This window comes from Streptomyces sp. NPDC043870 (genome assembly GCF_056435785.1).
The window spans coordinates 349,803-366,160 of the sequence record NZ_JBWKDT010000005.1 but is presented as its reverse complement, the minus strand read 5'-3'; the positions used below and the strand labels follow the sequence as shown (position 1 = coordinate 366,160).

Sequence of the window (16,358 nt, the reverse complement as noted above, 5' to 3'; positions counted from 1 at the left end):
GAGGCGTGAAGAGAAACCCCATACCCCGCCGCAGCCGCGGGGCCCTCTGCGCGGCGGTCGCCCTCGGCGTACTCCTGCCGACCGCCGCCACCGCGACGCCGGCCGCCGCGGCCGTGCCCGTCGTGGCCTGCACCTCCCAGAAGGCGGGCCTCGCCGCCAAGCTGGTCACGGACATCACCGCCGCCCTCAAGGGCCGCGCCTCGACGACCGCCGTGCTCGTCAACGACCGGATCACCAAGACCAGCTGTGTGCTGCGGCCGGACCAGCAGTTCGACTCCGCCAGCGTGGTCAAGGTGACCGTTCTCGCCACCCTGCTCTGGGACGCGCAGAAGACCGGCCGCCAGCTGACCGCCACGGAGAAGTCCCGCGCCACGGCCATGATCACCAAGTCGGACAACGACGCCACCAGCGCGCTGTGGCGCCAGCTGGGTGTGACCAAGGTCAAGGGCTTCCTCACCGCCGCGGGCATGACGAAGACCGTGCCGGGCGCGAACGGCTACTGGGGGCTCACCCAGATCACCGCGCGTGACCAGCAGAAGCTGCTCGCACTGCTCACCGCGAAGAACGCGGTGCTCACGGACGCCTCGCGCGGCTACGTCCTCCAGCTGATGAACGCCGTCATCTCGTCGCAGCGCTGGGGCACCCCGGCCGGCGCCCCCTCCACCGCCAAGATCCACGTCAAGAACGGCTGGCTGTCCCGGTCCACCCACGGCTGGCGCGTCCACTCGATCGGGGCGTTCACCGGAACGGCGCACAACTACCAGATCACCGTGCTCACGCACGACAACGCGACGATGACCGACGGCATCAACACCATCCAGGCCGTCGCCCGTGCCGTCCACAAGGACCTCAACCCCACCGCGCGCCTCGGCTACACGCCGACCGCCACCCCGCAGGAAGCGATTCCGGCGGTCCCCGGCCGCCCGGCGCAGGACGCGGTGTCCGCGAACCCGGCGCTCCGCTAGGCCCCCCTGGCAGATCGGCCACTGGGCCCTGTCCCGGCAGATCGGCCACGATGGAGACGGTCCCTGGTCCTAGGACCAGGGACCGTACTTTCGTTGCGGCCCGTTGCAGCTTGTTGCAACGGGATGAAATCCGATCGCGCCCGCGTTGGTTCCTTCCGGCAGAACAGAACAACGGGAGGCTTTTGGTGACGGCGGCGGCAGAGCATTCATGGGCACGGCGGCTGGCCGGATACGCCTGGCGGTACCGGCGGAACGTGGTGCTCGCACTCGGATCGTCCCTCGCCGGCATGGCGGTGATGGCCGTCGTTCCGCTGATCACCAAGGTCGTCATCGACGACGTCATCGGCAGTCACAGCCGGTCACTGGCCGTGTGGACCGGCCTGCTCATAGCGGCCGCGGTCGTCGTCTACGTCCTCACCTACATACGCCGCTACTACGGCGGCCGGCTCGCCCTCGACGTCCAGCACGACCTCCGTACCGACATGTACGGGACCATCAGCCGGCTCGACGGGCACCGTCAGGACGAACTCTCCACCGGCCAGGTCGTCGGCCGTGCCACCAGCGATCTCCAGCTCATCCAGGGTCTGCTCTTCATGCTCCCGATGACGATCGGGAACGTCCTGCTCTTCCTCATCTCCCTGGTCGTCATGGCCTGGCTGTCCCTGCCGCTCACCCTCGTCGCCCTCGCCGTCGCCCCAGCCCTCTGGTTCATCGCCAAACGCAGCCGGGTGAAGCTGCACCCCGCCACCTGGTACGCGCAGCAGCAGGCCGCCGCCGTCGCCGGAGTCGTCGACGGAGCCGTCTCCGGCGTCCGCGTCGTCAAGGGATTCGGCCAGGAGGTGCAGGAGACCGCAAAGCTCAGGGACGTCGGCCGCACGCTCTTCGCCGGCCGGCTGCGCACCATCCGGCTCAACGCCAAGTACACCCCCGCCCTGCAGGCCGTCCCCGCGCTCGGACAGGTCGCCATGCTCGCGCTCGGCGGCTGGCTGGCCACCCGCGGACAGATCACCCTCGGTACGTTCGTCGCCTTCTCCACCTATCTGGCCCAGCTGGTCGGACCGGTACGGATGCTGGCCATGGTGCTCACCGTCGGACAGCAGGCCAGGGCCGGTGTCGAGCGGGTCCTGGAGCTCATCGACACCGAGCCGGTCCTGAAGGACGGTACGAAGGAACTCCCGGCCGACGCCCCGGCGACCGTCGAGTTCGACGGCGTCAGCTTCGCCTACGGGGACGGGGAGGGCTCGAAGCCGGTCCTGGACGGCTTCTCGCTGGAGATCCGCCCCGGTGAGACCGTGGCGGTGGTCGGCTCCTCCGGCAGCGGCAAGTCCACCGTCTCGCTGCTGCTGCCCCGGTTCTACGACGTCACGCACGGAGCCGTCCTCGTCGGCGGGCACGACGTCCGCGAGCTCACTCTGGACTCGCTGCGGGCCGCCATCGGCCTCGTACCGGAAGACAGCTTCCTCTTCTCCGACACCGTCCGCTCCAACATCGCGTACGGAAAGCCGGACGCGACGGACGACGAGATCCGCCAGGCGGCCCGCACCGCACAGGCGGACCGTTTCATCGATGAGCTTCCCGACGGTTACGACACCACGGTCGGCGAGCACGGCCTCACCCTCTCCGGCGGCCAGCGCCAGCGCATCGCCCTCGCCCGCGCCATCCTCGCCGACCCCCGGCTGCTGCTCCTCGACGACGCGACCTCGGCCGTCGACGCGCGCGTCGAGCACGAGATCCACGAGGCGCTGCGCGGCGTCATGGCCGGGCGTACCACGCTGCTGATCGCCCACCGCCGCTCCACCCTCGGCCTCGCCGACCGCATCGCCGTCCTCGACGACGGCCGCCTCGCCGACATCGGAACCCACGACGAGCTGCAGGAACGTTCCGCTCTGTACCGGCGGCTGCTGACCGACCCCGACGAGATGGGCGGCGTCTCCCCGGGCCGCACCGTCCCCGTCGAGATCCCCGAGGACCGCACGCTCCGGGCCGAGATGGACGCCGAGTTCGACGCCGAGCGCGGCATCACACCCCCGCTCTGGGTCCGCAAGGAAGAGGCCGAGGAGGACGCGGTGGCCGGCGCCACCCCCGAACTCCTCGCCCAGGTCGCGGCGCTCCCGCCGGCCGACGACACCCCCGCGGTCGACGAGGCGCGGGCCGTGACCCCCGAGGAGTCGTACGGGCTGCGCCGGCTGCTGCGCGGCTTCGGGCTCCCGCTGCTGGTCAGTCTGCTGCTCGTCGCCGTCGACGCGGGCATGGGTCTGCTGCTTCCGGTGCTGATCCGGCACGGCATCGACGACGGTGTCGAGCGGGTGGCGATCGGTGCGGTGTGGGCGGCCTCCGCCCTGGCGCTGCTCACGGTGCTGGTCCAGTGGGCGGGCCAGATCGGCGAGACCCGGATGACCGGACGCACGGGCGAACGCATCCTCTACGCGCTCAGGCTGAAGATCTTCGCGCAGCTCCAGCGGCTCGGCCTCGACTACTACGAGCGTGAACTGACCGGCCGGATCATGACCCGGATGACGACGGACGTGGACGCTCTGTCCACGTTCCTGCAGACCGGACTCGTCACCGCGTTCGTCTCGGTCGTCACGTTCTTCGGCATCATGGTCGTGCTCGTCGTGATCGACGTTCAGCTGGCGCTGGTCGTCTTCGCCACCCTGCCGGTACTGATCGTCGGCACGTTCTTCTTCCGCCGGCGGTCGGTGCAGGCGTACGAACTGGCCCGCGAGCGGATCAGCGTCGTCAACGCCGACCTCCAGGAGTCGGTCAGCGGGCTGCGGATCGTCCAGGCCTTCCGCCGCGAGCGCTCCGGAAACCAGCGGTTCGTGGAGCGCAGCGGCAGCTACCGCGAGGCGCGGGTGCGCGGCCAGTGGCTGATCTCCGTGTACTTCCCGTTCGTCCAGCTGCTGTCCTCGGTGGCCGCCGCGGCCGTCCTGATCGTCGGCGCCGGCCGGATCGAGGCCGGCACGCTCACGACGGGCGCGCTGGTCGCGTACCTCCTCTACATCGACCTCTTCTTCGCGCCCGTGCAGCAGCTGTCGCAGGTCTTCGACGGCTACCAGCAGGCGACGGTGTCGCTGGGCCGCATCCAGGAGCTGCTGCGGGAGCCGACGTCGACGGCGCAGGCCGGCGAACCCCTGGACGTGCCGTCGCTGCGCGGTGAGATCGCCTTCGAGGACGTCGGCTTCGCCTACGGGGGCGACGGCGGTGACGCGGCGGAAGCCGCCCTGACCGGCATCGATCTGCGCATCCCCGCCGGGCAGACCGTCGCCTTCGTCGGCGAGACCGGCGCTGGAAAGTCGACACTGGTGAAGCTGGTGGCGCGGTTCTACGACCCGACGTCGGGCCGGGTCACCGCCGACGGCTCCGATCTGCGCGACCTGGACCTCACGGCGTACCGCCACCGGCTCGGCGTCGTTCCGCAGGAGGCGTACCTCTTCGCCGGTACGGTCCGCGACGCCATCGCGTACGGGCGTCCCGGAGCGACCGACGCCGAAGTGGAGGCAGCCGCCCGCGCGGTCGGTGCCCACGACATGATCGCCACCCTTGAGGACGGCTACCTGCACGAGGTCGCCGAGCGCGGCCGCAACCTCTCGGCCGGGCAGCGCCAGCTCATCGCCCTGGCCCGGGCAGAGCTCGTCGACCCGGACGTACTGCTGCTCGACGAGGCGACCGCCGCGCTCGACCTGGCCACCGAGGCGCAGGTCAACCAGGCCACCGACCGGCTCACCGGCCGGCGCACCACCCTCGTCGTCGCCCACCGCCTCACCACGGCGGCCCGCGCGGACCGGGTGGTCGTGATGGCCCACGGCAGGGTCGTCGAGGACGGTACGCACGACGAACTGCTGGCGCTGGGCGGCCGGTACGCCGAGCTGTGGCGGACGTTCATCGGCGCGGAGGCGCCCACTCCGGCCTGAGTTCAGGGGCGTGTGGGAGTACGGGGCCGCGTGGGAGTACGGGGCTGCGCCGGAGTTCAGGAGTGCGACGGAGTACGGGGCTGCGCCGGAATACAGGAGTGCGCGGGAGTACAGGGCCGAGCCGAGGGTGCATGACCGCGTGATGGTGCCCGGCCGGAAACCGCGCGGGCGTTCGCTGCGTCGTACGTCAGTACGGCGTGGTGTGGGAGGGGAGCAAGAGTGTTCGGAAAACTGCTGGTGCACGTGCTCGCGGTACTCGCGGTCGTGGTGGCCGTTTCGCTGACGGGCCCGGGGGTGCAGCAGGCGGAGGCCATGTCCGCCTGTTCCGGGCGCCCGGTGAAGACGGTGCCGTTCGCCACGGGGGAGCTGCGCATCTATAAGAAGCGGCAGTACGTGTGCGCCCTCGCGGTCGCCAGACGGCCCGGCGCACCGAGGGCGATGTCGGTGTCGCTCCAGCCGCGCGGCGGGCGGGCCGCCGTCGACAAGGGCCGTTTCACCCGGCAGGCCGGCCCGATCACCGTGCACGCACTCAACCGCTGCGTCCGCGTCTCGGGCGCGATTGCGGGGCGGAGCGCCTCGACGGGCTGGATCCTGTGCTGAGCGTGCCGCTCGCCGTACGGATCCCGTGCCGCACGCCGCGCCGACCCTGAGTTGAACGTTGAGAACCGAAGCCGCACCACGCGCCGATCCTGCGTTGAACGCTGAACGCTGAACGCTGAACGCTGAAGCCGCACCATGCGTCGGCCGCGCCGGCTGACTCCCGCCCACAGGTACAACTGGGTCTGGCGGTACGGGTGTTACCCCCGCTAGGTTCACCGCGACCGCTGTGAACCATGGGGAGGGTGCATGCGCAAGGCGCTGAGATGGCTGTTGTCGCTCGTCATGCTCATAGGCATGGCAGGCACGACGGCGAGCGCGGCCACCGCCGCCGATCCGGCCACCACTTCAGGCTCGGTCTCGGACATCAAGGACCGGATCCTCGCGATCCCCGGGATGAGCCTGATCGAGGAGAAGCCGTACCCCGGCTACCGCTACTTCGTCCTCAACTACACCCAGCCGGTCGACCACCGGCACCCGTCCAAGGGCACGTTCCAGCAGCGCATCACCCTGCTGCACAAGGACACCGCCCGCCCTACCGTCTTCTACACCAGCGGCTACGCCGTCGGTACGAACCCCCGACGCCGTGAGCCCACCCAGATCGTCGACGGCAACCAGGTCGACATGGAGTACCGCTTCTTCACCCCGTCCCGGCCCAGCCCGGCCGACTGGAGCAAGCTCGACATCTGGCAGGCCGCCAGCGACCAGCACCGTGTCTTCGCCGCGCTGAAGAAGATCTACGCCAAGAAGTGGATCGCCACCGGCATCTCCAAGGGCGGTATGACGGCCACGTACTACGAACGCTTCTACCCGCGGGACATGGACGGCATCGTCGCGTACGTCGCGCCCAACGACGTGAGCGACAAGGAGGACTCGGCGTACGACCGGTTCTTCGAGAAGGTCGGCACCAAGGAGTGCCGCGACCGGCTGACCGCCGTCCAGCGCGAGGCACTCGGCAAGCGGCGGGCCGCGATCACCGCCAAGTACCAGGAGTGGGCCACCGCGAACGACGGCACCTTCCGTACCATCGGCTCGCTCGACAAGGCGTACGAGAGCCTCGTCTCCGACTACGCATGGGCCTTCTGGCAGTACAGCCTCCTCGCCGACTGCGCCTCCGTACCGGACGCGAAGACCGCCACCGACCAGGAGATCTACGACTCCCTCGACGCGATCTCCGGCTTCGCCTTCTACACCGACCAGGGTCTGGAGCCGTACACGCCGTACTACTACCAGGCGGGCACCCAGCTCGGCGCGCCCACGCTCGCCTACCCGCAGCTCAAGGACGTGCTGCGGTACCCGGGTTACTTCACTCCCCGGTCGTACGTGCCCCGGGCGATCCCGATGCCGGCGTTCGACCGGCGGGCGATGGCGAGCATCGACACCTGGGTGCGGCACAACGCCCAGCACATGATGTGGGTGTACGGCGAGAACGACCCGTACGGCGCGGAGCGCTTCCGCACCGGCAAGGGCTCGCGTGACGCGTACGTCTTCACCGAGTACGGCGGCAACCACGGCGCCAGCGTCGCGGGTCTGCGGGACGCGGACCGCACGAAGGCGACCGCGCGGATCCTGGAGTGGGCGGGCGTGGCTCCGGCAGCCGTTCAGCAGAACCCGGAGCTGGCGAAGCGGCTGACGCGGTACGACGCGAAGCTCGACAAGCAGGACATCGAGCGCGAGCCGTTCGCCTTGCGGCCGTAGCGTTCTGTGCTCCGAGACCCTGAGATCGCTCTGACGCTCTGACGCTCTGACGCTCTGACGCTCTGAGGATCTGAGGATCTGGGGTTCTGGGGTCTTGTGGGCTGTGTCCGTCGCCGCTGGGTCAGAGGCGACGGGCGCAGCCCACCGGCCTTTCGCCGCCGAGCTGCACATAGAGATCGGTCGACGGCGGGCACTGGGCCCGCTTGTCCACCGCCGACGCCACCTCGAACTCGGGCCGCTGCTCGCCCGAACCGTCGCAGGCGGTCTCCTTCACCTGCCCCTTGCGAGGGGTGGAGACGCAGTCACCGACGACGGTGTGCGGTCCGCCGCCACCGCCGGGGTCGCCCGGATGCGGTGGTTCCAGGTTGCGCATGCAGGCATACCCCTGCGGCACCGCCCCGTCCCCGTCCTCGTCCAGCGCGGGCCGGCTCTCCGAGATGTGCAGTACGAAGTCGGTCGCGGCGGGGCAGGCGGGCCCCGCCGAGGGCCGTCCCTCGTACCGCGTGATCACCCTGGCCGCCGCCTTCTCGCTGGTGCAGGGCACCTCACGGACGTCGCCGCGGCCCCGGCTGCTGCAGTCGCCGGGCCCCAGGAACACCGCCCCGTACCCGGACGGCGTCACGGTGTCCGTCGCCGGGGCCACCCCGGAACCAGAGGCATCGCCTCCGGGCATCTGCTGGCAGGCGACGACCTGGCCGGTGAGGACGAGAGCGCACACCACCCCCACGCCCAGACGCCGTAATCGCATGTTCCCCCCGATCGGTCCGTCCAGCGTGACCCGTCGGGGCGGGCGCACGCCAGGGGAGCAGGGGGCTTTCCGCCGCGTGGAGGTGGTGCGCAGGTTGCGCGGCGTACACCGCGCTACGCCTTAATAAGTCAGCCCGTGTCCGACCGGGTACAGCACCTGCGTCGGATCGTCCGCGCGCTGCACGGGCACGGGCAGTCTGCCCTCGGGCTCGGCCCGGCCCGCGATCACCCTTACGGCTGCCCGCAGTTCGACATCCGTCCAGCTGTACGCGGCGAGTGAGGCCGTGAAACCGGTGCCGGTCAGCTGGGCGATGTCGTACGGATTGCGGATGGCGACCGTGACCACCGGTACACCCGTCGCGGCCAGCCGGGACACGAGGGTGCGCTGGGGACTGGTCGCCGAGACGTTGTACGTACCGACGATGACGACGTCCTTCCCGGCCGCGGCCGCCACCGCCTCCTCGATCTTGGCGGCGGTCGGGGTGATGCCGGTGGACAACGCCGTGGCGGTGAAGCCCAGTTCGGTGAAGGCCTTGGCGAGGGTGGCGGTCGGCGGGCCCGTCGTTCCGGAGGGGGAGGCCGGGTCGGCGCCGACGACCAGCACGTTCCGGTGGCGGCGGCGGGACAGCGGCAGCAGCCGTCCGTCGTCGGCCAGCAGGGTCGTCGTCTGCTCGGCGATCCGGTCGGCGGCGGCCAGATGGGACCGGATGCCGACGGTGCGGTCCACGCCGTCGTGCGAGACGAACGGGTCTTGGAACAGCCCCAGTTTCGACTTCAGGAGGAGGATGCGCAGGATCGATTCCTCGATGCGCGCTTCCGTCAGCTCGCCGCCCTTGACGGCCTGGAACACGGCGTTCCAAGCGACGGCCAGGTCCGGCGGATTGAGCAGTTGGTCGCAGCCCGCCTTCAGGGCGAGTACGGGCACGCGGTCGTCACCGTACTTCTGCCGTACGCCCGCCATGCCGAGGGAGTCGGTGACGACGACGCCGTCGTAGCCGAGCTGTTCGCGGAGGATGCCGGTGAGGATGGGGCGCGAGAGCGTCGCCGGGTCCTCGCTCGGGTCGAGCGCCGGGACCACGATGTGCGCGGTCATGATCGAGTCGATCCCGGCGGCGATCGCCGCCCGGAACGGCGGCGCGTCCAGCTCACCCCACTGCTCGCGGGTGTGGTGGATGGTGGGGAGCGAGTAGTGGCTGTCGTCCTTGGTGTCGCCGTGTCCGGGAAAGTGCTTGGACGTAGCGGCGATGCCCGCGCCCTGGTACCCGCGCACCTGAGCGGCGACGAGCCCGGCCACCGCCTGCGGGTCGGAGCCGAACGACCGTACGCCGATGACCGGGTTGGCCGGGTTGACGTTCACATCGGCGACCGGCGCGTAGTTCTGGGTGATGCCCATCGCGGCGAGTTCGGCGCCCGCGATCCGCGCGGCCTCACGGGCGTCGGAGCGGGAACCGCCCGCGCCCAGCGCCATCGCGCCCGGCGCCAGGGTGGCGGGCTTGCCGACGCGGGCCACGATGCCGTGCTCCTGGTCGGTGGATATCAGCAGCGGGAGGGGAGTGGGCTGGGCGAGCCCCGCCTGCTGGATGCCGTTGGAGAGATCGGCGATCTGGTGCGGGTCGCGGGTGTTGTGCGCCCAGGCGAAGTAGATGATGCCGCCGACGTGGTAACGCCCGATCAGCTCGACGGCGGTGCGGACGCCGATCTCCTTGAGGTTGGCGTCGATGTCGGCCTGGTCGGGAGCCGTGGCGGAGTGTCCGTACACCCGCATCACGAAGAGCTGGCCGACCTTCTCCTCCAGGCTCATCCGGGCGATGAGCTTCCGAAGTCGGTCGCGCTTCCGATCGTAATGACGGTCGGGTCCGGCGCTGTTCGTGAGGGTGCCGGCATGTGCGGGGGCGGAGGAGAGGGCGACGGATGCCGCTCCGGCGGCGGTCGCGGCGAGGAGAGCACGTCTGGAGGGGGTGGTCCGGTCGGGCACTGGTGCTCCTTCCGTGAAGGAAACTTCCAAGGGCCACGGATATCCGGAAAGTAACTGCCAGTCAAGGGATTCTGCCGGAGGGGCGTGCGAGAGCGGTGGACGGGTCGGTCGTGGCGTGGGCGGGCCGCGAGTGCGGCGTGGCGCGGGCGCGGCCAGGACGTCGGGGAGGCCGTGGCGTGGCGAAGGGTGGGGGGTTGGGGAGGGCGTGGCGGGAAGGGGCGTCGGGAAGGGTGTGGCGTGGGAAGGGCTCGCCGTCGGCGCTCCAGGGCCTGCGTCAGTGGCGGCGTGCTGCTGGTCGCCCTGATGCCGTAATCCGCCTAATCCCCCTAATCCCCCTTTCGCGCCTCAGCGCCACTCGTGTACGTCGACGAGGGTGCCGGCCGTCAGGTCCGGATGCCCCCAGAAGTCGCCGACCTGGGTCCCGATCACGAGCACCGGAACCCCGTCGGTGTCCAGATGTGCCGTGTAGAACCCGAAGATCCAGGACGGGTCCGCCACCAGGTCGCGCGGCGGCTTCAGCCGGGCCAGCTCCGACCCGTCGGCCTCGTACACCACCGCGTTGTCCGTCGGCGTGTACGGCGTGTCGTCGAGTGCCTCGACAACGAGAACCCGGCCGTCCCAGACCAGCGCGGCCTGCGTCGGACTCGCGAACTCCTTCTCCACGGTCTGCCCGGCGCAGGTCCATCGGACGACGCGGTCGCCGTGGCTCCAGCCGATGACGACGGGGGCTTGGTTCTGCGGGTTCTGCGGGTCCTGAGGGTGCTGGCTCACTGGGGACTCTCCACGCTGTCGCCGATGAGAATCAGCCTACTGCGGCCGCCCCGGCTGACGATCTCTCCAGCCGTGTCCGGCCGCGCGACGGCAGCCCCCCGCCCGGCGTAGGCGTACTGGGTTCCGGCGTGGTCGCCGCACCGTGGCGTGCTGGGTTCCGGCGTGGGCGCTGCACCGTGGCGGGCGGGTTTCCCCGCGTCTCAGTGACCTCCCCGCAGTGATTCCAGATGCTCCCTCCCGGCCACCAGCAGCGCCGGCAGCTCCGCCGCTTCCGGGTGCCAGCGCTTCTCGTACTCCCAGCAGACCCAGCCGTCGTCGCCCGCGAGCGCCAGGCAGGCGGCCAGGGGCAGGACACCGGCTCCGAGTGGCAGAGGCGCGAGGTCCTGTGCCGAGGCGACATCCTTGACCTGGACATAGCCGAGGTACGGACCCAGCGCCGCATGGGTGGCGGCAGGGGACTCGTGCTCCAGCCAGGGATGCAGGACGTCCCACAGCGCACCCAGGTGCTTGTGACCGACCCGGCCCAGGATGCGGGACGCCGCGGCCCCCGTCCGATGGGAGTCGTGGGTCTCCAGCAGGATGCGTACGCCCAGGTCCGCTGCGGTCTCCGCCGCCGTGGCGAGGCGGCGAGCGGCGGTCGCGTCCGCCGTCTCCGGATCCTGATCGCCACCACCCGGGAAGACCCGTATGTACGAGGCACCCAAGTCCTTGGCCAGGAGGAGCAGTTCGCTGAGCTCCTGCCGCATGGCGTCGTCGTCACCCGCCGCCACCCGTGCGTAGCCGGCGATGGTCAGAATCTCCACACCGGCCCGGGCGAACTCCTCCGCCACCGCGGCTCGTTCGCGCGCTCCGATGCCCGGGTGGACCGGCTCCTCCGGATCGGCACGCAGCTCCACCCCCTGGTAGCCGGTCGCGACGGCAAGGGCAGCCACCTCGGGGATGGGCATGGCAGGGACGCCGAGGGTCGAGAAGGCGAACTTCACTTGGGCGATCCTTCCTGGAGGGGGAGCCGCCAGTCCTGGCCGACCAGATCGGCCCCGTACGAGCGGTGCGGCTTTTCGGCGACGAGTGTGAACCCGGCGCGCTGGTAGATCCTGCGGGCGGCGGTGAGGACGTCGTTGGTCCACAGCACCAGCTCCCTGTACCCCACTTCACGGGCGAAATCCACGACGGCGCCCACCAGCCGGTCCCCGAGGCCATGGCCCCGCGCTTCCGGTTCGACCAGGAGCAGCCTCAGCCGGGCGGTGGCTGGTGTGTCGTCCCGTACACACATGACCGAGCCGACCGGGTGGCCGTCCAGCTCGGCTATCCACACCCGCTCCAGATGCGGGTCGTGGTCCTGGGCGAAGTCCGCGACGATACGCGCGACCAGGCCTTCGAAGTCCGTGTTCCACCCGTACTCCGCGGCGTACAGCGCGCCGTGGCGCTGGACGATCCAGCCCAGGTCGCCGGGCGCGGGATCGCGCAGCACCGGACCTTCGCCGTGCCGGTCCCCGTCGGGCCGGGCCTCGCTCAGTATGTGCCGCACCGTGCGCATGGCTTCCGTCAGACGGGTGCGGTCGTCCGCGGGCACGCTGGAGAGGAGCTTGCCGACGGCCTCCCGTGACCGCTCGTCCAGCAGTGCGGTCGCCTCGCGCCCTCGTGACGTGAGAGTGATGCGCTGGCGCCGTGAGTCCACCTCCGAGGGAGCCCGCTCGACCAGGCCGTCGCGCTCGAACTTGCCGAGCAGCCGACTCAGGTAGCCGGCGTCCAGGGACAGCTCCAGCCGGAGGTCCGCGGCGTCGGTACGTGGGGCGTGGGCCAGTTCGTAGAGCACGCGCGACTCCGTGAGCGTGTACGGCGTGTACAGGTGCTTGCTGTAGTCGAGTGCGCCGATGAGGTTGGTGTAGAAGCGGTTGAACGCGCGGATCTCATGAATGGCCATGACCTGCCCAGACCTTTCCTTTGACTGAGTCAAGGGTAGGTTCGGGCATCCACCCCGACAAGGCCTGTGGATAACTCCGGCCCGGCGCGTACTGGCCGGGCACGCATCGCCCCGGCGGCCATCGCTCCGGCAACTGGTCAGGCCGGGTGTCCGCCGGCCCGGCAGTCGGCCGCCCGGTATCACCCGGCCCGGCCCGACGGCTTCGCCGGGCCCGCACTCGCCCCGTCAGCGCTTCCGCGGCGGTGCCGTGGACGCCCTCGCCATCAGCTCCGCGCCGATCGTCGCGATCCCGCCCGGCGGCGGAGCCTCCTTGCCCATCGCGAGCCGGCCCGCCCGTGCCCCGGCGTCGTACAGCGGCAGCCGCACCGTGGTCAGCGCCGGCACCGCGTCCACCGAGAACGGCAGGTCGTCGAATCCGGCCACCGAGACGTCCTCCGGAATGCGCAGTCCACGATCGCGTACGGCGGCGCAGGCACCCAGTGCCACAGTGTCGTTGGCCGCAACGATCGCCGTGAGGTCCGGGTCGCGGCGCAGCAGTTCCAGCGTGGCGTCGTAGCCCGAGCGGCGGTCGTACGGGCCGTGGATCGTGAGCCGCTCCTGATCGACCAGGCCGGTGCCGCCCCCGGCGCCCGCGTCCTCGCCGATGCCCGCGGCGGCCAGTGCCGCCCGGTGGCCCTCGAGGCGGTGCCGGGTGGTCGTCCGTTCCGTCGGGCCCGCGACGTAGCCGATCCGGCGGTGCCCGAGCGCGATCAGGTGCTCGGTGAGCCGCCGTCCGCCGCCGCGGTTGTCGAAGGTGAGGGTCGCCGTCACGGAGTCGCCGGGCACGGGCGGCCGGCCGCACAGCACCACCGTCGTCCCCGCGTCCGCGAGCTTCGCGATCTTCGCCGACATCGCGGCGATGTGGTCCGGGTCCTCCAGCGCCCCTCCGGTGAGGACGACCGCGGCGGCCCGCTGCCGCTGCAACAGGGTGAGGTAGGTCAGCTCCCGCTCCGGCGAGCCGCCCGTGTTGCAGACGACCGCCAGCTTCTCGCCGCCCGCACGTCCCGCCGCCCCCTCGCCGATCGCGGTCTGCGCGGCCCCGGCCATGATTCCGAAGAACGGGTCGGCGATGTCGTTGACGAGGATGCCGACCAGGTCGGACGTGGCCGCTGCGAGCGAGCTGGCCGGCCCGTTGAGCACGTAGTCGAGTTCGTCGACCGCACGGAGCACCCGCTCCCGCGTCGACGCGGCGACGGGGTAGTTGCCGTTGAGAACCCGGGAGACGGTCGCCGGGGACACCCGGGCGCGGGCGGCCACATCAGCCAGCGTGACTGTCATCGCTTTCCTCCGAGAGGGATCGGGCCGCGCCCTTGTCCGGGCTGGTGTCGGCAGGCTAGCGTCATAGCGGATAGAAAGCGCTTACTATAACCGTTTCGCGACCCTGTCGAGGATTCGAGGAAGTATGGAGGCAACTTCGTGACACGCAGGACAGTGCGGATCGCCATGAACGGCGTCACGGGGCGGATGGGCTACCGGCAGCACCTCGTGCGCTCCCTCCTCGCGATCCGTGAACATGGCGGTCTCGATCTCGGCGACGGCGATCTCCTCTGGCCCGAACCCGTCCTCGTCGGCCGGCGCGAGCACGCCCTGCGTGAGATCGCCGAGCGCCACGGCCTGACGGAGTGGTCCACGGACCTCGACGCGGTGCTCACCGACGGAACGGTCGACATCTACTTCGACGCCCAGGCCACATCCGCCCGCGTCGGGGCCGTCGAAAAGGCGATCGCGGCGGGCAAGCACATCTACACCGAGAAGCCCACCGCGACCGATACGCCGGGGGCACTCGAGCTGGCCCGCCTCGCGCAGGCCGCCGGCATCAAGAACGGCGTCGTCCAGGACAAGATCTTCCTGCCGGGACTGCTGAAACTGAAGCGACTCGTGGAGGGCGGATTCTTCGGCGAGATCCTCTCCGTGCGCGGAGAGTTCGGCTACTGGGTCTTCGAAGGCGACTGGCAGGAAGCCCAGCGCCCCTCCTGGAACTACCGGTCCGAGGACGGCGGCGGCATCGTCGTCGACATGTTCCCGCACTGGGAGTACGTACTGCACGAGCTCTTCGGCCGTGTGACGAGCGTCCAGGCGCAGGTCGTCACGCATGTTCCGCAGCGCTGGGACGAGCGCGGCAAGCCGTACGCGGCGACCGCCGACGACGCGGCGTACGCGGTCTTCCAGCTGGAGGGCGGAGCCGTCGCCCAGATCAACTCCTCCTGGGCGGTCCGCGTGAACCGCGACGAACTGGTCGAGTTCCAGGTGGACGGGGTGCACGGTTCGGCGGTCGCGGGTCTGCGGCGCTGCCGCGTCCAGCACTGCAGCGCGACGCCGAAGCCCGTGTGGAACCCGGATCTGCCCGCGACGGAGTCCTTCCGCGACCAGTGGCAGGAAGTGCCCGACAACACGGTCTTCGACAACGGCTTCAAGGCGCAGTGGGAGCTGTTCCTGCGGCACGTCGCGGTGGGGGAGCCGTACCGCTGGGACCTGCTCGCGGGCGCGCGCGGAGTGCAGCTTGCCGAGCTGGGGCTGAAATCGTCGGCAGAGGGACGCCGTCTCGACGTTCCGGAGCTGACGCTGTGACGATCCGGCTGCCCGGCGTCGACGGCGCACCGCGTACGTACGCGCCGCGTACCGAACCCACTGCCTACTCCGTAGGCAGTGCACCGCTCGTCTCCCGCACGGTCTTCTCGGCGGCGCACGTCGTCGCGGATCCGTACGCGGACACCGCACCGGACGGTCCCGCTGCCGTCGACTGGGACGCCACTCTCGCCTTCCGGCGCCATCTATGGGCGCACGGACTCGGTGTCGCGGAGGCGATGGACACCGCGCAGCGGGGGATGGGGCTGGACTGGGCGGGTGCCGCGGCGCTGATCCGGCGCTCGGCTGCGGAGGCGAAGGCGGTGGGCGGCCGTATCGCGTGTGGTGCCGGCACCGACCAGCTGACCGGTCCGGCGGATCTCGCCGCGGTCCGCGCGGCGTACGAGGAACAGCTCGCACTCGTCGAGGACAGCGGAGCACAGGCGATCCTCATGGCGTCCCGGGCGCTGGCCGCGGTCGCCCGCACCTCCGAGGACTATCTCGGTGTCTACAGCCACCTCTTGAGGCAGGCGCGCGAGCCGGTCGTCCTGCACTGGCTCGGACCCATGTTTGATCCCGCATTGGACGGCTACTGGGGGAGCGGCGAGCTCGACGTGGCCACGGAGATCCTCCTTCAGGTGATCGCCGAGCATCCGGACAAGGTCGACGGAGTCAAGATCTCGCTGCTGGACGCTCAGCGCGAGATCGACCTGCGGCGGCGGCTGCCCGAGGGAGTGCGCTGCTACACGGGCGACGACTTTCACTACCCCGAGCTGATCGCGGGCGACGACCACGGCTTCAGCCACGCCCTGCTCGGGATCTTCGACCCCCTGGGACCGGCCGCGGCCGAAGCCGTACGCGTCCTGGACACGGGCGACACCAAGGGCTTCCGCGAACTGCTGGACCCGACCGTCGAACTGTCGCGCCATCTCTTCGAGGCGCCGACCCGCTTCTACAAGACGGGAGTCGTCCTCCTGGCGTGGCTGGCGGGTCACCAGTCGCACTTCACGATGGTGGGTGGCCTCCAGTCCGCGCGGTCGTTGCCCCATCTCGCGCGGGCGTACGAACTGGCCGATGGGCTGGGTCTGTTCCCGGACCCGGCGCTGGCGGAAGCCCGGATGAAATCCCTGCTCACGGTGTACGGAGTTGTCCAGTGACCGACG

At 70.6% G+C, this 16,358-nt stretch carries 12 protein-coding genes; 6 read left to right on the top strand and 6 right to left on the bottom strand.

Going from position 1 to position 16,358, the window contains the following annotated elements; translation table 11 throughout:
- The first annotated feature begins 5 nt into the window (after nt 1–5).
- The 4 genes from AC0699_RS09825 (at nt 6) to AC0699_RS09810 (ending at nt 7,174) form a co-directional block, all read left to right on the top strand.
- Nucleotides 6–965 (top strand): serine hydrolase, encoded by a 960-nt coding sequence (locus AC0699_RS09825; RefSeq protein WP_478657861.1) that lies wholly within the window; start codon nt 6–8, stop codon nt 963–965.
- 185 nt (nt 966–1,150) lie between these two features.
- The gene (locus tag AC0699_RS09820; protein ID WP_478657859.1) at nt 1,151–4,879 is read left to right on the top strand and encodes an ABC transporter ATP-binding protein; all 3,729 of its coding nucleotides are present in this window, start codon (nt 1,151–1,153) and stop codon (nt 4,877–4,879) included.
- A gap of 219 nt (nt 4,880–5,098) precedes the next feature.
- On the top strand, nt 5,099–5,479 hold the full coding sequence (locus AC0699_RS09815; protein WP_469771469.1) for a hypothetical protein: 381 nt from the start codon (nt 5,099–5,101) through the stop codon (nt 5,477–5,479).
- Nucleotides 5,480–5,725: 246 nt separating this feature from the next.
- Complete coding sequence (locus AC0699_RS09810; protein ID WP_478657857.1) at nt 5,726–7,174, top strand: aminopeptidase; 1,449 nt, start codon at nt 5,726–5,728, stop codon at nt 7,172–7,174.
- Nucleotides 7,175–7,295: 121 nt separating this feature from the next.
- Here AC0699_RS09810 and AC0699_RS09805 read toward each other — a convergent pair whose 3' ends face one another.
- From AC0699_RS09805 to AC0699_RS09780, 6 genes are all read right to left on the bottom strand, one after another.
- Complete coding sequence (locus AC0699_RS09805; protein WP_478657855.1) at nt 7,296–7,922, bottom strand: hypothetical protein; 627 nt, start codon at nt 7,920–7,922, stop codon at nt 7,296–7,298.
- 120 nt (nt 7,923–8,042) lie between these two features.
- The gene (locus AC0699_RS09800; RefSeq protein ID WP_478657852.1) at nt 8,043–9,896 is read right to left on the bottom strand and encodes a glycoside hydrolase family 3 protein; all 1,854 of its coding nucleotides are present in this window, start codon (nt 9,894–9,896) and stop codon (nt 8,043–8,045) included.
- A gap of 345 nt (nt 9,897–10,241) precedes the next feature.
- Complete coding sequence (locus AC0699_RS09795; RefSeq protein WP_478657850.1) at nt 10,242–10,667, bottom strand: hypothetical protein; 426 nt, start codon at nt 10,665–10,667, stop codon at nt 10,242–10,244.
- 200 nt (nt 10,668–10,867) lie between these two features.
- Nucleotides 10,868–11,650 (bottom strand): sugar phosphate isomerase/epimerase family protein, encoded by a 783-nt coding sequence (locus AC0699_RS09790; RefSeq protein WP_478657848.1) that lies wholly within the window; start codon nt 11,648–11,650, stop codon nt 10,868–10,870.
- Nucleotides 11,647–12,591 carry a bifunctional helix-turn-helix transcriptional regulator/GNAT family N-acetyltransferase gene (locus tag AC0699_RS09785; protein WP_478657845.1) on the bottom strand — a complete coding sequence of 315 codons (945 nt, stop codon included), beginning with the start codon at nt 12,589–12,591 and terminating at the stop codon, nt 11,647–11,649. Before AC0699_RS09785 ends, AC0699_RS09790 begins: the two co-directional genes overlap by 4 nt.
- 225 nt (nt 12,592–12,816) lie before the next feature.
- Complete coding sequence (locus tag AC0699_RS09780; protein ID WP_478657842.1) at nt 12,817–13,908, bottom strand: LacI family DNA-binding transcriptional regulator; 1,092 nt, start codon at nt 13,906–13,908, stop codon at nt 12,817–12,819.
- A 138-nt stretch (nt 13,909–14,046) separates the two neighbouring features.
- Between AC0699_RS09780 and AC0699_RS09775 the strand changes: the two genes are divergently transcribed.
- Entirely contained in the window at nt 14,047–15,198 is a 1,152-nt protein-coding gene (locus tag AC0699_RS09775) for a Gfo/Idh/MocA family protein (RefSeq protein ID WP_478657839.1), read from the top strand.
- Nucleotides 15,195–16,352 carry a dihydrodipicolinate synthase family protein gene (locus AC0699_RS09770; RefSeq protein ID WP_478657837.1) on the top strand — a complete coding sequence of 386 codons (1,158 nt, stop codon included), beginning with the start codon at nt 15,195–15,197 and terminating at the stop codon, nt 16,350–16,352. Before AC0699_RS09775 ends, AC0699_RS09770 begins: the two co-directional genes overlap by 4 nt.
- Nucleotides 16,353–16,358 lie beyond the last annotated feature (6 nt).